Below are 16,663 nucleotides of genomic sequence, written 5' to 3'. Positions count from 1 at the left end.
ACGTACACCCGGCCAAGTTTTTCAAGACTTGCTAAATGCGTTTCATTGCTGTTGCTCTTGGTTTGGCTCTTGCCCTGACCGCTTGCGGCCCGCGAGGCCTTGTTCGTAGCGAGTTTGCTGGCAGGTCTAATGACGGCCCTCGCAAAGTGTTGGTTGTGCCGGCTGATTTCGTCATCACCGAAGTGACGTTCGGCAAAACGGAAGAGCGTGTTGTCGCTGCTGAGCGCCAAGCATCTGATACTTTGGCTAAACACGTTCTTGATCTTGGTAAGACGGAAAGCGCCTTCACCATGGTCGACTTCGCATCCTTGAGCAAGCCTCAGCAAGATGTGATCTTGCAGCACCGTGCGCTGTTCGCAACCATGGTCAGTCAGCTGCTGTTGGTTAAAGAGGAGGCCGTGGACGTCTGGTCCAACAAGCTTCGATATTTCGATTACTCCCTGGGGCGCGGCATGAGCGACATCTCAAGCCAAACAGGAGCGGAGACAGCCATCTTCATTGTTGGCAAAGACAAGGTGCGCAGTACGTCGCGCAAAGTTCTGGACACCTTTGCCAGTGTCTTACCCGTCGGGGAGTCCTTGAGCGCCCAACCCGCTGCGGTCGCTGTCGGCATTGTTGAACTGCAAACCGGCAACATCCTGATGTTTGACAACGAAATGGCCACCCGAAAGGCCCTGACCAGCGAGTCAGACGTCAAGTCGATGGGCGAGAGCGTTTTGACGGATTTCCGACGGAATCTCAAAAAACGACAAGAGTTGGCTGGCGAGGGCGGTAAATGAAATCGCGCTTTGCATGGGTTGGTGTGTGCGCGCTTGTGTGGGCGAGCACAGCCCATGCCTTGTTTTATGACGACTTCCCCAATGGAGCCAGTGTCAAACCTGTGGATGAGCTAGAGGAGCGAATCTGGCAGGAGGCCGAAGTATCTCGGAATCAATTTGTGCGAGGCGCTTCATCGCCTGCGGCTCAGGCGCTGGCCGTCCACGCGCGCAAGCTGCTCAAACGACATTGGCCTGATTTGAGTGACAAGATTCAGGTCGATGTTGTCGACAACTCGGATGTCTTCGCATTTTCGAGTGCGAACGGCGATGTCATTCTCAGTACCGGCCTGTTCATGAGGTTGGACAACGACGAGGAGATCGCATCGATCCTGGCGCGAGAGATTGGTCACGTCATGAAGCGACACGCAGTACGCACCGTGTACGCAGCCCGCCTGGGGGCAGGGGCCAATACCGTTTTTCAGGCGGCGGTCAATGCGAGTTCCTTTGTCAGCACGGTGAGTGTGCTGAGTTCTTTCCAGGTTTTGCCTGAGATGTTGGTGGCCGACGGGGGCAAAGCTCTCTTGCAGTCGCAATTGAGTCGAATTCGCGATGCCATGGCCGACAACTTTTTGCGCCGCATGTCAGCGACCGGTTTCGAAGCCATGGTCAAGACGTCGTTGTTCGGTTATTCCGAGTCATTGGAGTCCGAGTCAGATGAATACGCCTTGCTGCAACTTGACCGAATCTATGGTCGCACCGAGGCCTTCAAGCGGGTCATGCAGCGTCTGGCAGACGAGGCAGGAGCCGACGAAAAGAAGTTTTCTGCGTTCTACGCCAACGAAGTTCGCATGAAGGCGCGTCTGGAAAACCAGGCTGATTTTGATCAGAAAAGGCGAAATCGAGATTCAAGCCAGGCCAAGCCCACCGTCTCCGCCGAAGTAGCGGCTGCGCCTCAAGCCCTCTTGGCCGCGCAGGTTGCTTCTGACTCGATCGTGATCGAAGAGTCCGGGCCCGTGAAAGCTGTGGTTGTGGGCGAACTGAGCGCGGATGATTCTGACGGCGGACGTCCTTTGGATTCGGTCCTGGGGCGCGAGCCCGAGACCTACGCTGACCTCGTGGGGGGCATCTCTTTGTCGGTTTGCGAGGCCGAGATGGAAGCCGGGCATCTGGCGCGTGTGGTGAAGAGCCTTGAACGGCCCCGAGATGGTATTGCGATGCCCGAACAGCTCAAACTGGTGCTGGCGGAAAGTTTGTGGAACATGCCCGACCCGAAGCTGGTTGCCAAAGGGGAGTCGGTTGCACTTGAATATGTGCAATCCCACGACAAAGACGCGCGAGGGCTGAAATTGCTCGGCTTGATCCACTTGAAGAAGGGGGACGCGCTGAAAGCCGAAGAGTTCTTGCAGTTGGCCCTGGACGCGGCCTCGAACGAGGACGAAAAAGGATTCATTGAGCAATACCTGCATCAGGCCCGGAAAAAGAAAGCGCAGGCCGTACAGAAATCATGATGCGTCTCAACATTCACTTCTGCCTGATCCTGGCTGTGCTGGTGTCAGCTTGCTCGCCAAACTGGCAAAACCTCAAGAAAGAGGAAACCATCAAAGGGCCCAGTCGGGCGTACACGGCTGTTTTGCCTTCTGAATGGAAACGTGCACCGACCGATCCCGAGGTGCTTCTGATCACCCGAGATGGCTTGTTCCTGCAGCAGATCAGTGTGGTCAGAGAGCGCCTCGATGAAGCTTTTCCGGGGAAGAAAGTCTCAGCGGAAACGCCGCCCCAAGAACTCGCGTTGATGCAATACAAGAAGATGCGCGAAGAGGAGCCTGACTACGTTCAGGTTCAGAAGGCAGAGACCAAGGGCGTTCTGGCGCTGTTCCCGGTCAACAACGCCAAACCACTGGCAGGAACGACTGAGCGCGTCGCCATCAAGCCGTACAAACTGGACGGCAAAGATGCCTTCTTACTGGAAACACGCAGCTACAACAGTTGGGGGCTCGAATACCGCAGCCAGGCCATTGGCGTGGTGCACGAGGGCGACTTTTGGTTGATTCGATACCTCGCACCGAAACTGCACTACGCAGCGCGTGACCAGCTCACCTTCGAAGACTTTCTCAAGAAGATGAAGCTCAAAGAGAAGTGCCGAATCTTCTGCTCGGATTGATACTGCGGGCGCGTCAGCCCTGAAGCTTTGGAATGGCCATTTCCTCTGGCTGATGCCCTTGCCGCAGCAACCAATCGCGCAAGGCCAGCCCAGTTGCGGCAGGCCAATATTTCGCATCAGCCGGCGGCACCCGAATGATGTCGGACAGTTCCTCGCTGAGCGATACCGTGCCGCAAGCCGGTACGTGGAAGGCCATGATGATTTGATTCTGGCGGGCGAAGCTGTAATGCCCGATGAAATTCGTGGCCTGAGCTTGAAGCCCCAACTCTTCCTCGACCTCACGCGCAATGGCTGCCTCAGGGCTGGTGTCCGACGCTTCCAGAAAGCCTGTGATCAGAGCGTAAAAGGGCACTTTCCATAAGCTGTTGCGCGCCAGGATGAGGTGGCCCTCATGTTCCACCACCGCGGCAACCACCGGGGTCGGATTGTTCCAATGAACGTAGCCGCAAGCGTGGTCAGGACAGGCCCTGCGAACTTGCTCACCCAGGTCACGTTCGACCAGAGGCTGCGAACATTGTGGGCAAAAGCGGTAGAGGTTGGCTTTCATGCTGACAACATATCACCTTGTGAAATGCGAGAAATCCCACGAACGCGTGGATTTCTCGGACAATGTCGCCCCATGAGCTCTGAACAGAATACCCAGCCTGCCGGCACGACGGCGGGCGTTGCCCCCAAAATCGGTTTCGTCTCTCTTGGCTGCCCCAAGGCGCTCACGGATTCCGAACTGATCCTGACCCAACTGCGCGCCGAAGGTTACGAAACTTCCAAGACCTTTGATGGTGCCGACCTGGTCATCGTGAACACCTGCGGTTTCATTGACGATGCGGTCAAGGAAAGCCTGGACACCATCGGTGAAGCCCTGGCCGAAAACGGCAAGGTCATCGTGACGGGCTGCCTGGGCGCCAAGGCCGACGCCGGTGGTGGCAACCTGGTCAAAGGTGTGCACCCCAAGGTGTTGGCTGTGACCGGTCCTCATGCCACGCAAGAGGTGATGGATGCGGTGCACATCCACGTGCCCAAACCCCATGATCCCTTCATTGACCTGGTGCCCGAGGCACGTGGCGTGGCTGGCATCAAGCTCACGCCAAAGCACTTTGCCTACTTGAAAATTTCTGAAGGCTGCAACCACCGCTGTAGCTTCTGCATCATTCCCAGCATGCGTGGCGATCTGGTCTCGCGCAATGTGGGTGAGGTGCTGTCCGAAGCCAAGGCACTGTTCGAGTCTGGGGTCAAGGAACTGTTGGTCATCAGCCAGGACACCAGTGCCTATGGTGTGGACGTGAAGTACCGTACCGGTTTCTGGGATGGCAAGCCCGTCAAGACCCGCATGTACGACCTGGTCGAGCAATTGGGCAAGATGGCCCAAGAGCATGGCGCCTGGGTGCGTCTGCACTACGTCTACCCCTATCCGCACGTGGATGAAATCATCCCGCTGATGGCACAAGGTCTGGTCTTGCCCTATCTGGATGTGCCGTTCCAGCACTCGCACCCCGATGTGCTCAAGCGCATGAAGCGCCCAGCCAACGGCGAGAAGAACCTCGACCGCATCCGCAAGTGGCGCGAGATTTGCCCCGAAATCGTCATCCGCAGCACATTCATTGCCGGTTTCCCCGGCGAGACGGAAGAAGAGTTTCAGCACCTGCTGGACTTCTTGCGTGAAGCGCAAATTGACCGGGCCGGGTGCTTTGCCTACTCACCGATCGAAGGTGCACCTGCCAATGAACTGGAAGGCGCCTTGCCTGACGAGGTTCGCGAAGAGCGTCGTGCTCGCTTCATGGCTGTGGCCGAAGAGGTGTCCATCAACAAACTGGCCAAGCGCGTAGGCGCCACCATGCAAGTGCTGGTAGACAGCGCGCCGGCCCTGGGCCGTAAGGGTGGGGTGGGTCGCACGTACGCAGATGCGCCTGAAATCGATGGCACCGTGCACCTGCTGCCTCCAGAAAAAGCCAGTAAGACGCTGAAGGTGGGCGAATTCACCAAGGCGCGCATCGTGGCGGTTGAGGGGCATGACCTGATCGGCATGCCGATCTGATCCAGGAGTGGACCGGTTGGCCATGTCAGACAGCAAGCCACTCAATCCCTCAACGCCCCCCACCTCGACCGAGCTGATTCATCATCCCTATGAAGCCCCAGCTGGCTTCAAGGCGGTGATGCCGGGGGTGCACAAGGCCTCCACTGTGATCTTCGAAAACACGGCGGCCTTGCGTGCCCGTCAGTGGAAGGACAAGAGCGGCTATACCTACGGTCTGCATGGCACCCCCACCACGTTCGTGCTGGAGGAGCGCCTGGCCACGCTGGAAGGCGGGCTACAAACCGTGCTGGCACCCAGTGGCCTGTCAGCCATTGCGCTGGTGGACATGGCCTTGCTGAAGGCCGGCGACGAAGTCCTGATTCCAGACAACGCCTACGGGCCCAACAAAGATTTCGCATCCGGAGAGCTGGCCAACTGGGGCATCACCCATCGGTTTTACGACCCCTTGCGTGCCGATCTTCTGCCGGCATTGATCTCGGACCGTACCCAGCTCATCTGGCTGGAGGCCGCAGGCTCGGTCACGCTGGAGTTTCCTGATCTGCTGGGGTTGCTGCGGGTGGTTCGTCGGCATCCTCAGATCAAGGTGGCGTTGGACAACACCTGGGGCGCGGGGCTGGCCTTGTCCGCTTTCGAGTTGGATCCGGGCGAGGGCCTGACCAAAGGGGTGAACATCAGCGTGCATGCGCTGACCAAGTACCCCTCTGGTGGGGCCGATGTGCTCATGGGTTCGGTCGTCACGCGCGACGAGGCATTGCACCTGCAGATCAAGCTGGCGCACATGCGTTTGGGGCTAGGGGTGGGCGCCAATGATGCTGAGGCCGTCCTGCGTGGCTTGCCCAGCTTGCCTTTGCGATACGCCGCGCATGATGCGGCAACGCGTGAGGTCGCCCATTGGCTCAGCCAGCGCAGCGAGTTCACCCACGTTTTGCATCCCGCTTTGGCGAACTCTCCTGGGCACGCCTATTGGAAGGAAACCTGTGAGGCGGCTGGTGGCTTGGTATCGGTGGTGTTTGACGAGCGTTTTTCGTCGACTCAGATCGACGCCTTCATCGATGCCCTGAGGCTTTTCAAGATCGGCTACTCATGGGGCGGGCCCGTGAGTTTGGTGGTGCCCTACAAGCTCAGCTACATGCGCTCGCTGGATTCGTCCATTCAAGGCAACCTGGTGCGGTTCGCCATTGGTTTGGAGCGACCCGAGGATTTGATTGCTGACTTAGAGCAGGCGCTTCGCGCCTCAGTCCTTCGGACCTGATGAGACTTTGTGTCTCATCAGTCGGCCCTTTTCACGTTCCCATTCGCGTTCTTTGACGGTGTTGCGCTTGTCGTGCTCGGCCTTGCCCTTGGCCAGCGCGACTTCAACCTTCACGTAGCCAGCCTTGTAGTGCAGATTCAGCGGCACCAGGGTGTAGCCCTTTTGCTCGGTCTTGCCAATCAGTCGGCGGATCTGGGCACGATGCATCAGCAGTTTTTTGATGCGATCGGCCTCGGGCCGAACGTGAGTGGACGCCGACCGCAGCGCATTGATGCGCAGACCGATCAGAAACAGCTCGCCTTCCTTGATCACGACATAGCCATCGGTCAGTTGCACCTGGCCTTCGCGGATGGCCTTGACTTCCCAGCCCTCCAGCACAATGCCGGCCTCGAAGCGCTCTTCGATGTGATAGTTGAAATGGGCTTTCCGGTTTTCTGCGATCGTCATGTTGTTGAGTGTGCCCGATGACACGTACGAGACGTGCCGTGCTCCTTAAAATACCGACATTCTATGAAGCACGTACAAAAGTCAGTCTTGCTCTGGTATTCACCTCGCGAAATGTACGCGTTGGTGACGGGGTTTGAAGACTATCCCAAGTTTTTGCCTTGGTGCGACCGCGCCGAGGTGGTCCAAACTCATGATGATGGCGTTACAGCGCGTCTTCACCTTGGCATTGCGGGGGTGAAGCATGCTTTCACCACGCGCAATACCAACGTGGAAAACGAAAGCGTGACCATGAGTCTGGTCGATGGCCCATTCTCTCATCTGGCCGGCACCTGGCGCTTTGTGCCTTTGCAGAAGCCGGGGCAGGCTGGCGGCAGCGCAGTGGCGCCGGCCGATTCACCCGCTTGCAAGATCGAGTTCTCCTTGAGCTATGCGTTTTCCAGTCGGCCTCTGGAGTTGGTGGTCAGCCCCGTTTTTGACCGCATCGCCAACACGTTTGTGGATGCTTTTGTGAAGCGGGCTGAGCAGGTCTATGGCGCACGCTGACATCACGCAGCCGTTGAGGCTGAACGTCGAGGTGGCGGTGGGCATGGCGCCGCGTCTGGTTGCCAGGCATTCCGTGCAGTTGCCTGCAGGCGGAACCGTTCGGCAGGCACTCGAACTGAGCGGACTGCTGGATCAGCCCAATGGCCCCAATTGGGCGAACATCTCGACCGGGCAGTGGTTCGTCGGGGTGTGGGGGCGTCGAGCTGAACTCGACCACGTTCTGAGAGAACGTGATCGGGTCGAGGTTTACCGCGGGCTGAAGGTTGACCCCAAGGAAGCGCGCCGTGTCCGCTACCGGGCGCATGGCGAAAAATTGCCCAAAGGCATTCACCGGTCGCCCAAAAAACAAGCCTGATGCTTTTGGCATCAGGCCTTGTATTGGTGGGCGGCGTGGCTTATTTGCAGTTGTTGCGAATGACCTCTTCCACCTGGCGTTGTTCTTCTGCCCTGGCTTTGTCATCCAGGTATTCCCGCTCGCCGGCGGCATTGTTTCGGGTGATGCGCACGCCATCGCTCAGGGTGCGTTGGTAGCTCCGGGCGCGGGTGCAGTTGTCTGCCCGATTGCGGGCAGCTTTTTCTTCTTCTGCCTTTTGGGCGGCCTTCTTTTCCTCTTCAGCCTTCTTGCGCTTGGCTTCGAGTTCCGGATCGACTGCCTTGCCGTCGGGCTTGGACGCGTCGTTGGCTTGATTTGCCGCCGAGGCAGGCTCCGAAGCCGGTTTGGCGGCCACGGGCTGAGATCGCGCCCCGGTTGGCTTGCTCAGAATGTCTTTTTCAGGCGTGCCTGCAGGCGGCGGACGGTCGCTGTACTGGACAGCGCCTGTAGCGTCTTTCCACTTCCATTGCATGCCTGCGACAGCAGACGACGAGATGGTCAGCATGGCCCCGCCAGCAAGGAGCGAGGACACAAGCACGGATGGCAGCACACGGGCGTATTTCATGCTGGGCAGTTTAGTCCTGTCGATAAATCGTGATCTGCGGGAATATGTCCACTCTGCCACGTATCTCGGCGGTTTTACGTCAGGGCTTTCCTGTGCGTATAATCCGCTTTTGCGTCTGGAGCCCTGTTCATGCGCCTGCTTGGTAAAGCCCTCACGTTTGATGACGTGTTGTTGGTGCCCGCGTACTCTCAAGTGTTGCCTCGCGACACTTCGCTGGCCACCCGTCTGTCCCGCAACATTCAACTGAATCTGCCGCTGGTGTCCGCTGCCATGGATACCGTCACGGAAGCCCGTCTGGCGATTGCGATCGCTCAGGAAGGCGGCATCGGGATCATCCACAAGAACCTGACTGCGAAGCAGCAAGCGGCTGAAGTCGCTCGCGTGAAGCGCTACGAATCGGGCGTCTTGCGTGACCCGATCACCATTTCGTCCGGCGTGAAAGTGCGCGATGTGATCGAGCTGTCCAAACAGCACGGCATTTCCGGCTTCCCTGTGGTCGACGATGGCAAGGTGGTCGGTATCGTGACCGGTCGCGATCTGCGCTTCGAGACACGTCTGGATGCCCCAGTTCGCGAGATCATGACGCCTCGTGAGCGCTTGATCACGGTCATGGACGGTGCTTCGCCTGCGGAAGCCAAGGCCTTGATGCACCACCACAAGCTTGAGCGCGTGGTTGTGGTCAGTGAAGCCAACGAGCTCAAGGGCCTGATGACCGTCAAGGACATCAACAAGCAAACCAATTTCCCCAATGCCGCCCGTGACCCCCAAGGCAAGTTGCGCGTTGGCGCTGCCGTGGGTGTGGGTGAGGGCACCGAAGAGCGCGTCGAACTGCTGGTGAAGGCCGGTGTGGACGCCCTGATTGTGGACACGGCTCACGGCCACAGCCACGGTGTGATCGAACGCGTGCGTTGGGTGAAGAAGAACTTCCCGCAGGTGGACGTGATCGGCGGCAACATTGCCACCGGTGCAGCCGCTCTGGCCTTGGTGGAAGCCGGTGCCGATGGCGTCAAGGTCGGTATCGGCCCCGGCTCCATCTGTACCACTCGCATCATTGCCGGTGTGGGCGTGCCTCAGATCACCGCCATCGATAACGTCGCCACCGCGCTGCAAGGCACCGGTGTGCCTCTGATTGCGGACGGCGGTATTCGTTATTCGGGCGACATTGCCAAGGCCATCGCCGCAGGCGCCAGTGCCGTGATGATGGGCGGCATGTTTGCCGGTACCGAAGAAGCCCCAGGCGAAGTCATTCTGTATCAAGGCCGTAGCTACAAGAGCTACCGCGGTATGGGCTCGATCGGCGCCATGAAGGCGGGTTCGGCTGACCGCTACTTCCAGGAAAACGACGAAACCACCAACCCGAACGCCGACAAGTTGGTGCCAGAGGGTATTGAAGGTCGTGTGCCTTACAAGGGCTCCGTCTTGACCATCTTGTACCAGATGGCCGGTGGCTTGAAGGCGTCGATGGGTTACTGCGGTTGCGCCACCATTGAGGACATGCGCAACAAGGCCGAGTTCGTCGAGATCACGGCCGCAGGCATCCGTGAGAGCCACGTCCACGACGTGCAAATCACCAAGGAAGCGCCGAACTACCGCATGGAGTGATGCCCGAGAGGGCATTGACTCCTGGGCTGTCTGGCCAGGAACCGCCAATGAGCACGTCCCGAGGCCGCCAGGCGGCCATGCCTTTCATCATGGTGACGGTGCTGCTCGACATGATGTCGATCGGCATCATCTCGCCTGTGCTGCCCAAGCTGGTGGGCGGGTTCATGGATTCCGGGGTCAGCACCTCGCTGGCGTATGGCGCTGTGCAGGTCGCGTTCGCCTTGGCCCAATTCATCAGCGCGCCGATCTTGGGCGCGCTCTCTGACCGATATGGCCGTCGTCCCATCCTGTTGTTGGGGCTGCTGGGCATGTCGGTCAATTTTTTGGCCACGGCCCTGGCTACCGAGTTCTGGATGCTGCTCACCGTGCGTGTGATCGGTGGCGCCTTGTGCGCGAATGTGGCGGTGGCCAACGCCTATGTGGCTGATATCACCCAACCGAAGGACCGAGCGCGGAACTACGGCATGCTGGGTGCCATGTTCGGGCTGGGGTTCATTCTCGGCCCGATCACTGGCGGTTTGCTAGGCGATCACGACGTTCGTTGGCCCTTCTTCCTGGCGGGCACGTTGTCGCTGTTGAATGCGGCGTATGGCTGGCTGGTGTTGCCCGAGTCTTTGGCTGCCGATCGCCGTCGTCCCTTCAGGCTGACCCAGGCGCATCCATTGGCCACATTGAATCGCTTGCGGCAGCTCAACGGTTTGGAGCCTTTGCTTTGGGTCATCGGCCTGTCTACGCTGGCGCAATTCGTTTTGCATACCAGCTGGATGCTCTACACCGAGTTCAAGTTTGGCTGGTCGCCCAAGGACAATGGCCTGTCGCTCTTTGCCGTCGGCGTCATGGCCGTCATTGTGCAGGGTGGCTTGTTGCGCCAGTTGCAAAAGACGATGCCGATGCATCGGTTGGTGACGATCGGTTTGATCTCCTCGACCTTGGCCTTTGCGGCGTATGGCGCTGTGCCAGCTGGGTGGATGATGTACGCCGTGATCGTCGCCAATCTGTTTGGTTACACCGTTAACCCGGCCATTCAAAGCGTGGTGTCCAACTCGGTCGATTCCAATCGTCAGGGTGAAACCATGGGCGCGATTTCTTCCATCAACAGTGTGGCGGCCATTCTGGGGCCCTTGATGGGGGCTCCCGTGCTGGCTGCCGTGTCCCACTTTGGCGCGGGTGACTGGCGCATTGGGGCGCCGTTTTATTTGTGCGCGGGGCTGCAGGCCATCGCCGCTTTCATTGGTATTTCCTACTTCCAGCAACGGCGTCGTGCCGTGGCTTGATCTTCTGGAGCTGATTCCAACATGCATGACAAGATCCTCATCCTCGACTTCGGCTCTCAGGTCACTCAGCTGATTGCACGTCGTGTGCGCGAAGCGCACGTTTACTGCGAAATCCACCCCAACGATGTGTCCGACGACTTCATCAAGTCGTATAACCCCAAGGGCATCATCCTGTCGGGTAGCCACGCCTCGACCTACGAAGACCACCAACTGCGGGCTCCGCAAGCTGTGTGGGATCTGGGCGTGCCTGTGCTGGGCATTTGCTACGGCATGCAGACCATGGCGGTGCAACTGGGCGGCGAAGTGAGCTGGTCGGATACCCGCGAGTTTGGTTACGCCGAAGTGCGCGCCCATGGTCACACCAAGCTGCTTGACGGCATCGCCGACTTCACCACCGCCGAAGGTCACGGCATGCTGAAGGTTTGGATGAGCCACGGTGACAAGGTCACCAAGCTGCCTGAGGGCTTCAAGCTGATGGCTTCGACCCCCAGCTGCCCGATCGCTGGCATGGCCAACGAAGAGAAGGGCTACTACGCGGTGCAGTTCCACCCAGAGGTCACGCACACCGTGCAAGGCCAAGCCATGCTCAACCGCTTCGTGCGCGAGATCGCGGGTTGCCAGGGCGACTGGATCATGGGCAACTACATCGAAGAAGCCGTGGCCAAGATCCGCGAGCAAGTGGGTGACGAAGAAGTCATCCTGGGCTTGTCGGGTGGTGTGGATTCGTCTGTGGCTGCCGCCTTGATTCACCGCGCCATTGGCGATCAGCTGACCTGTGTGTTCGTGGACCACGGTTTGTTGCGCCTGAACGAAGGCGACATGGTCATGGACATGTTCGAAGGCAAGCTGCACGCGAAGGTCATCCGCGTCGATGCTTCTGACCTGTTCCTGGGTCAATTGGCTGGCGTGACCGACCCCGAGCGCAAGCGCAAGATCATCGGCGGCCTGTTTGTGGACGTGTTCAAGGCCGAAGCCGAGAAGCTCAAAGCCAGCGGCCAAGGCCACAAGGGCGCAACCTTCCTGGCGCAAGGCACGATTTACCCTGACGTGGTGGAGTCTGGCGGCACCAAGACCAAGAAGGCCACCACCATCAAGAGCCACCATAACGTGGGTGGCTTGCCAGAGCAACTGGGCTTGAAGCTGCTCGAACCCCTGCGCGAGCTGTTCAAGGACGAGGTGCGTGAACTGGGCGTGGCCTTGGGTCTGCCGCCCGAGATGGTTTATCGCCATCCGTTCCCTGGCCCTGGCCTGGGGGTGCGCATTTTGGGTGAAGTGAAGAAGGAATACGCCGACTTGCTGCGCCGCGCCGACGCCATCTTCATCGAAGAACTGCGTAACACCATCGACCCGGCCACCGGTAAGAGCTGGTACGACCTGACCTCACAGGCCTTTACCGTCTTCCTGCCGGTCAAGAGCGTGGGCGTGATGGGCGACGGTCGCACCTACGACTATGTCGTGGCTCTGCGTGCTGTGCAAACGTCTGATTTCATGACCGCCGACTGGGCCGAGCTGCCTTACAGCATGCTCAAGCGCACCTCGGGTCGCATCATCAATGAAGTGCGTGGCATCAACCGCGTCACGTATGACGTGAGCTCCAAGCCGCCTGCCACCATCGAGTGGGAGTGATGGGCCACCCTTGGGTGAAGTCCCCTTGCTAGATTGGAAGACCCCTCCTGATCAGGAGGGGTTTTTTTTCGAGGGTCAATATTAAAGGGTCAATACGGGGTTGTTGGCTCTACCGCTGCCTGTGACTGTATGGGGAAATCGGATAGGCTAGTTGCTTCATCCATCCTTTTTGGGCCCTATGGCATCAGCAGACATGACCATGGCTATGCAAGCGTCCAGGCCGAATCTTGTTCGGTTCTCGATGTATGTGTGGCTGACCATCGCCATGTTTGCTGTGGTTGTGGTCTGCTTCGCGGTTTACGTGGGAGCGGAAAAGCGAATTGACCGCGCGAATGATGTGCGTTTCCAGACATTGGCCCTTTCCGAGGAACTGCGCAGATCATCTGATGACCTGACGCGCATGGTGCGCGTCTATGTGGCAACCGGTAATCCTGTCTATAAGCAGTACTACCAGGAAATTCTGAGTATTCGCGATGGCAAGACACCTCGCCCAATTGATTACCAGAATGTCTACTGGGATCTGGTTACGCCAGACAACCAGCGTCCTCGGCCCATGGGGGCTCCCATATCCTTCCTGAGGTTGCTGCAAGAGGCAGGCTGCACTCAAGCCGAATTCGCGAAACTGGCGCGAGCCAAGGCCAATTCAGATGCATTGACCAGAATCGAGTTTGCAGCCATGGCTCTGCTGGAAGCTAGCAAGCCAGTTTCAGAGGCGGATCGGGCTCGGGCGCTGGACATGTTGACCAATGCTGCCTATCAACAGGCCAAGGCTGGGATCATGCGGCCTATCAGCGAGTTCAATAGCATGGTGGCCCAGCGCACCCTGCAGGCTGTCCGAGATGAGGAGGCAAACGCCACCAGGATGCGGATACTTCTGATCGCAATCGGCACCATTCCCATGGTGCTGATTTGGCGAGTGCGCGGCAGTTTGCTTGCGATTCTGGGTGGTTCCGTTTCCGAGGTGTACAAGAGCATCGAGCTCATTGGGCGAGGGGACTTCACCAGGACTATTCCCGTTGAACGGGGTATGTCCGACAGCGTGCTGGGTTGGCTGTCGGCAACGCAGGAGAATCTGGCGCTGCTGAATACACAGCGCAAACTTGCCGAGGATGCCTTGCGCCAGTCGGAGCAGCGCTTCAACCGAGCGCTGGATGAGATGATGGAAGGTTGCATGCTCCTTGGCTTTGATTGGACCATTCTGTACATCAATCAAGCCGGAGCGCAGCATGCGCAGAAGCAGCGCGCTGATCTGATGGGGCGCAAACTGACAGACGTTTTTCCCGGCATCGAACAGTCGGATGTCTATGCGCTGTACCGTCAGGTCATGGATGAGCGAATTCAGCGACGTCAAGAGGTGAGCTTCCATTTCCCGGATGGCAGCGTCCGCTGGTTTGATCTCGCCGTGACGCCCACAATGGAAGGCATCAGTGCTTTGGGTCTCGACATCACCGAGCGCCGCCAGTTGGCTCAGCGCCGGGAGATGATGACGTCGCAACTAGAGCAGTTGGTGGCCCAGCGCACAGCCGAATTGCAGGATCTGCTGGATGTGGTTCGCAAGTCAAGTGCAGCCAAGTCAACCTTTCTCTCGGGTATGAGCCATGAGCTTCGTACCCCCATGAATGCCATTCTGGGGTTTTCTCAATTGCTGCTGATGCAGGACCTGCCCGATAGACAGAAGGGCATGATCTTGGAGATACAGCGGGCTGGGCATCACTTGCTGGCCCTGATCGATGACCTGCTGGATCTGACGCGTGTTGAATCAGGGAAGGTATCGCTTTCAATCACGTCTGTGAGATTGTCTGATGTGGTTGGGGATGCCTTGAGCATGGCGAGATATCACATTGATCGCATGCGCATTGAGGTTGAGAACCATTGCGCATCGGAAATTTGTGTTCAAGCCGATCCGGTTCGCCTCAGGCAAGTGCTTGTGAATCTGTTGACCAACGCTGCTAAGTACAATCGTGAGCAGGGTCGAATCACCATTGATACGACCACGACAGAACAGCAAGGCTTGCGCTTGGCCATCAGCGACACAGGGCACGGCATTCAGTCGGAGCAAATCCCACTCCTGTTTCGTTCCTTTGAGCGCTTGGGCGCAGAGCGATCAGGCATTCAGGGGACGGGCATAGGGTTGGCCATGTCCAAGCAGTTGACCGAGTTGATGGGGGGCAAGATTGGGGTCACTTCCCAGCCAGGCGTGGGCAGCACCTTCTGGCTTGAGTTGCCTCTGGCTCATCGTGATTTGCATGAGGATGCTGGAGCCACACCGAGCGTGGACGAGAGCAATCTGCCAATGCATCCTCTGCAGGTCCTGTACATCGAAGACAGCCCAGCCAATCTCAATGTTGTCAATGGCTTGTTTGCCTTGCGGCCCTGCTGGCATTTGTATACCGCCGAGACGGGGTCCGCTGGGTTGGATATCGCGAAAAGTCGAGCACTCGATGTCATTTTGCTGGACATCCATCTGCCAGGAATGGATGGCTACGAGGTCTTGCAGGCCTTGCGTTCTGATAAAGCGACTCAATCCATTCCCGTGATCGCGCTGTCGGCCGATGCCATGCCAGAGCAGGTCGAGCGTGGGCTTCAGGCAGGTTTTCATGCATATCTGCCTAAACCGCTGGACCTGCCGCATCTGATGAATGTGCTCGATGCCCTGGCCGTACACCACTGATGACACCTCAATCGCAAACGCTTGATCAACTCTGTTCCGGTCAGTTGGCTGGCGCACGAGTCTTGAAACTGTCTTGTGGCTTGACCAAGTTTCCTCGCGAAATTCTGGATCTGGCTGAAACTTTGGAAGTCCTGGACTTGTCCGGGAATCAGTTGACGGATCTGCCTGTTGAATTGGGACAGTTGCGGCGACTACGGATTCTGTTTTGCTCAGATAACCCGTTTACCGTGTTGCCTCCTGCTGTGGGGCGGTGCCCCGAGTTGAGCATGGTGGGCTTCAAAGCCAATCGCATCGCCACAGTGCCAGCCGAGTCCCTGCCGGCCAAGTTGCGTTGGCTGATTCTGACGGACAACGCCATTGAGACCTTGCCAGACGAATTGGGACGTCGGCCCCTGTTGCAGAAGCTGATGCTGGCAGGCAACCCGATCAGATCGCTGCCGGAAACGATGGCTGCATGCAGTCGGCTGGAGTTGCTCCGCTTGGCCGCCAATCGTTTGCCAAGTTTGCCTGCGTGGTTGTTGACGCTGCCTCGCTTGTCCTGGTTGGCGTATTCCGGCAACCCTTTCGCGGCTGAGTGGGAGACCCAGGCCCTGCATGCCCTGGGCGCCATTCGAGAGATAGCCTGGGCTTCGCTTGAGCTGGGCGAGTTACTGGGGCAGGGGGCTTCGGGCTTCATCCACCGTGCGGTGTGGTGCGACGGGGCGCGCAAGTTGGATGTGGCTGTGAAACTGTTCAAAGGGGCTGTGACCAGTGATGGTTTGCCCGCATCCGAGATGGCCGCAGCGCTGGCGGCGGGCGATCACCCCAATCTCACCCAGGTGTTAGGACGTGTGTCTGGGCACCCCGATGGGGCGCAGGGCGTGGTCATGCGATTGATTGAGCCGGGCTACCAGAATCTGGCCTGTCCTCCCAGCTTTGAGTCATGCACGCGAGACGTCTATGCCTCAGAAGCCCGGTTTGATGAGGCGACCGTGTTTCGAATGGCTCAGGGCGTGGCCTCGGCGGCGGCCCATTTACATGAGCGCGGCATCATGCATGGCGACCTGTATGCCCACAACCTGCTCAAAAACGTCGAAGGTCAGATCTTGCTGGGTGACTTCGGGGCCGCATCCTTCCATGGGCAAGCCGGCAGTGACGTCTCGCAAGCTTTGCAGCGATTGGAGGTGCGGGCTTTCGGCTGCATGCTGGAAGAATGGCTCGACCGTTGCGATGCCGATCCACGCCACTCGCCGCTGGTACAGACCTTGCGGCAGCTCATGCATGCCTGTATGGCCGAACATGTGCCCAGCCGCCCCTTGTTTGCGGAAATACTGGCGCAACTGAAGGGGATGGCCCAAGGGTGAGGGGCATGCACCGGCG

General features: G+C 58.6%; 15 protein-coding genes. 12 read left to right on the top strand and 3 right to left on the bottom strand.

Going from position 1 to position 16,663, the window contains the following annotated elements; translation table 11 throughout:
• Nucleotides 1–35: 35 nt before the first annotated feature.
• From VFW72_RS12195 to VFW72_RS12185, 3 genes are read left to right on the top strand one after another with little or no spacing between them, the layout of a single operon-like run.
• The gene (locus VFW72_RS12195) at nt 36–779 is read left to right on the top strand and encodes a hypothetical protein (protein ID WP_329674572.1); all 744 of its coding nucleotides are present in this window, start codon (nt 36–38) and stop codon (nt 777–779) included.
• A complete protein-coding gene (locus VFW72_RS12190) occupies nt 776–2,266 on the top strand; it encodes a M48 family metalloprotease (RefSeq protein WP_329674571.1) in 1,491 nt (496 codons plus the stop codon). Before VFW72_RS12195 ends, VFW72_RS12190 begins: the two co-directional genes overlap by 4 nt.
• Complete coding sequence (locus tag VFW72_RS12185; RefSeq protein WP_329674570.1) at nt 2,263–2,919, top strand: hypothetical protein; 657 nt, start codon at nt 2,263–2,265, stop codon at nt 2,917–2,919. Before VFW72_RS12190 ends, VFW72_RS12185 begins: the two co-directional genes overlap by 4 nt.
• Nucleotides 2,920–2,932: 13 nt before the next feature.
• Here VFW72_RS12185 and VFW72_RS12180 read toward each other — a convergent pair whose 3' ends face one another.
• Nucleotides 2,933–3,466 (bottom strand): NUDIX domain-containing protein, encoded by a 534-nt coding sequence (locus tag VFW72_RS12180; protein WP_329674569.1) that lies wholly within the window; start codon nt 3,464–3,466, stop codon nt 2,933–2,935.
• 72 nt (nt 3,467–3,538) lie between these two features.
• On the opposite strand from VFW72_RS12180, the gene rimO reads away from it, so the two are divergent.
• Together rimO and VFW72_RS12170 are read left to right on the top strand one after the other, a co-directional pair.
• Nucleotides 3,539–4,951: a 30S ribosomal protein S12 methylthiotransferase RimO gene (gene rimO / locus VFW72_RS12175; protein WP_329674568.1), complete on the top strand. Its 1,413-nt coding sequence runs from the start codon at nt 3,539–3,541 to the stop codon at nt 4,949–4,951.
• 22 nt (nt 4,952–4,973) lie between these two features.
• The gene (locus VFW72_RS12170; protein ID WP_329674567.1) at nt 4,974–6,203 is read left to right on the top strand and encodes a PLP-dependent transferase; all 1,230 of its coding nucleotides are present in this window, start codon (nt 4,974–4,976) and stop codon (nt 6,201–6,203) included.
• Here the strand turns inward: VFW72_RS12170 and smpB are convergent.
• On the bottom strand, nt 6,186–6,650 hold the full coding sequence (smpB, locus tag VFW72_RS12165) for an SsrA-binding protein SmpB (RefSeq protein ID WP_329674566.1): 465 nt from the start codon (nt 6,648–6,650) through the stop codon (nt 6,186–6,188). The genes VFW72_RS12170 and smpB overlap by 18 nt on opposite strands.
• Before the next feature lie 63 nt (nt 6,651–6,713).
• Here smpB and VFW72_RS12160 point away from each other — a divergent pair, with 63 nt between their 5' ends.
• Together VFW72_RS12160 and VFW72_RS12155 are read left to right on the top strand one after the other, a co-directional pair.
• Nucleotides 6,714–7,193 carry a type II toxin-antitoxin system RatA family toxin gene (locus VFW72_RS12160; protein WP_329674565.1) on the top strand — a complete coding sequence of 160 codons (480 nt, stop codon included), beginning with the start codon at nt 6,714–6,716 and terminating at the stop codon, nt 7,191–7,193.
• A complete protein-coding gene (locus tag VFW72_RS12155) occupies nt 7,180–7,548 on the top strand; it encodes an RnfH family protein (protein WP_329674564.1) in 369 nt (122 codons plus the stop codon). The genes VFW72_RS12160 and VFW72_RS12155 overlap by 14 nt, the downstream gene beginning before the upstream one ends.
• 40 nt (nt 7,549–7,588) lie before the next feature.
• Here VFW72_RS12155 and VFW72_RS12150 read toward each other — a convergent pair whose 3' ends face one another.
• Entirely contained in the window at nt 7,589–8,131 is a 543-nt protein-coding gene (locus tag VFW72_RS12150; RefSeq protein WP_329674563.1) for a DUF4124 domain-containing protein, read from the bottom strand.
• 129 nt (nt 8,132–8,260) lie between these two features.
• On the opposite strand from VFW72_RS12150, the gene guaB reads away from it, so the two are divergent.
• From guaB to VFW72_RS12125, 5 genes are all read left to right on the top strand, one after another.
• A complete protein-coding gene (gene guaB / locus VFW72_RS12145; RefSeq protein WP_329674562.1) occupies nt 8,261–9,733 on the top strand; it encodes an IMP dehydrogenase in 1,473 nt (490 codons plus the stop codon).
• A gap of 47 nt (nt 9,734–9,780) precedes the next feature.
• Nucleotides 9,781–11,007: an MFS transporter gene (locus VFW72_RS12140; protein WP_329674561.1), complete on the top strand. Its 1,227-nt coding sequence runs from the start codon at nt 9,781–9,783 to the stop codon at nt 11,005–11,007.
• Between the two features lie 21 nt (nt 11,008–11,028).
• Entirely contained in the window at nt 11,029–12,633 is a 1,605-nt protein-coding gene (gene guaA, locus VFW72_RS12135; protein ID WP_329674560.1) for a glutamine-hydrolyzing GMP synthase, read from the top strand.
• Nucleotides 12,634–12,832: 199 nt separating this feature from the next.
• Nucleotides 12,833–15,304, top strand: coding sequence for a PAS domain-containing hybrid sensor histidine kinase/response regulator (locus VFW72_RS12130; protein WP_329674559.1), 2,472 nt, complete (start codon nt 12,833–12,835; stop codon nt 15,302–15,304).
• Nucleotides 15,304–16,647 (top strand): leucine-rich repeat-containing protein kinase family protein, encoded by a 1,344-nt coding sequence (locus VFW72_RS12125; protein ID WP_329674558.1) that lies wholly within the window; start codon nt 15,304–15,306, stop codon nt 16,645–16,647. Before VFW72_RS12130 ends, VFW72_RS12125 begins: the two co-directional genes overlap by 1 nt.
• Nucleotides 16,648–16,663: the final 16 nt, after the last annotated feature.

This window comes from Aquabacterium sp., assembly GCF_036273115.1.
Lineage (GTDB): Bacteria > Pseudomonadota > Gammaproteobacteria > Burkholderiales > Burkholderiaceae_C > Aquabacterium.
This window is presented reverse-complemented; position numbering and strand designations above follow the sequence as displayed.